Origin of the sequence: Anabaena sp. CA = ATCC 33047 (assembly GCF_963870205.1) — a bacterium.
In the GTDB taxonomy this organism is placed as follows: domain Bacteria; phylum Cyanobacteriota; class Cyanobacteriia; order Cyanobacteriales; family Nostocaceae; genus Trichormus.
This window is the reverse complement of record NZ_CAWMSA010000014.1, coordinates 1-1,004: the sequence shown is the minus strand read 5'-3', so window position 1 is coordinate 1,004 and position 1,004 is coordinate 1. Positions and strand designations below refer to the sequence as shown.

Here is a 1,004-nt window from a genome sequence, read left to right as displayed (position 1 = left end):
TTAGCTTAAACAAAAAGAAGCCTCTCACTCACTGCGTTCGCGCAGCGTCTCGTAGAGAAGCAGGAGTGATGAGATGAATTTTTGGGCGATGACGAATTGACTCACAACCAATTCAATCCGCAGGATTGATAGGGCAGGGAGTCGATGAGGAATCGCCAATTTCAGGTTTTTCTTGCGCTTGAATGTACTGCTTCAAAGTTGAGATGGTCACTCCTCCACAACTAGCAATAAAATATGAACCATTCCAAAAAACATCTTTGGTGTAGAAGCGACTTAAATGGTCTGAAAACTCTTGTCTGAGCCTACGGGAAGTTGTGGATTTAATGTTGCCCACCAATGTACTTAATTGTAAGTCGGGGTGGTACTGAAACAGCAGATGTACGTGGTCTGATTCACCACTAAACTCTACAAGCTTGCATTCCCATTTAACCAACAAATCTTCAAGGATAATGTGCAATCGCTGTAACATCTCGCCTGTAATAGCCTGGCGACGATATTTTGTTGTCAAGACGAGATGAGCTTTAAGGTCACTGATAGACCTTCCCTTTGAGACAAAATCATTTTTCACAAACTTTATATTGATTGCGTCATATTCAGTGTATATTAAAATAATAGCGTTGCCTAGCTAATAAGATGCGTAAAGAGCTTAAAACCCTTAATGAGAAAAGAATGAGGTTCAGAGGTACCGTTGAACGGTTCGGCAAAAAGACCAACTATCACGGATATCCAGAACCAACAATACTGCTTAAAGATGTGTGTCTCGTAGATACTGATAAGCAAGTCACAGACCATATCTGGTTCACTGTTGGCAAAACAATTCAATCCCTAGACTTAAAACCTGGAGACACTGTAGAGTTTGATGCCCGTGTTGGTGACTATGTTAAAGGATATGTAAATCATCGTGAATATATTGATGAGCGCACTGTAGACTAAAAACTTAACCGTCCCACTCGTTTTATGAAGGTAGTTGTAGCTTAATTATGTTGCTTAATTACCAGTATCGA

Annotated in this window: 2 protein-coding genes; one reads left to right on the top strand and one right to left on the bottom strand. The window is 40.3% G+C overall.

What is annotated here, in order from left to right; genetic code table 11:
* Positions 1-112: 112 nt before the first annotated feature.
* Positions 113-568 (bottom strand): IS200/IS605 family transposase, encoded by a 456-nt coding sequence (gene tnpA / locus AACS98_RS03180; RefSeq protein WP_066376256.1) that lies wholly within the window; start codon positions 566-568, stop codon positions 113-115.
* 101 nt (positions 569-669) lie between these two features.
* Here tnpA and AACS98_RS03175 point away from each other — a divergent pair, with 101 nt between their 5' ends.
* Positions 670-933 carry a hypothetical protein gene (locus AACS98_RS03175; RefSeq protein WP_157087487.1) on the top strand — a complete coding sequence of 88 codons (264 nt, stop codon included), beginning with the start codon at positions 670-672 and terminating at the stop codon, positions 931-933.
* The last annotated feature ends 71 nt before the right edge of the window (positions 934-1,004 follow it).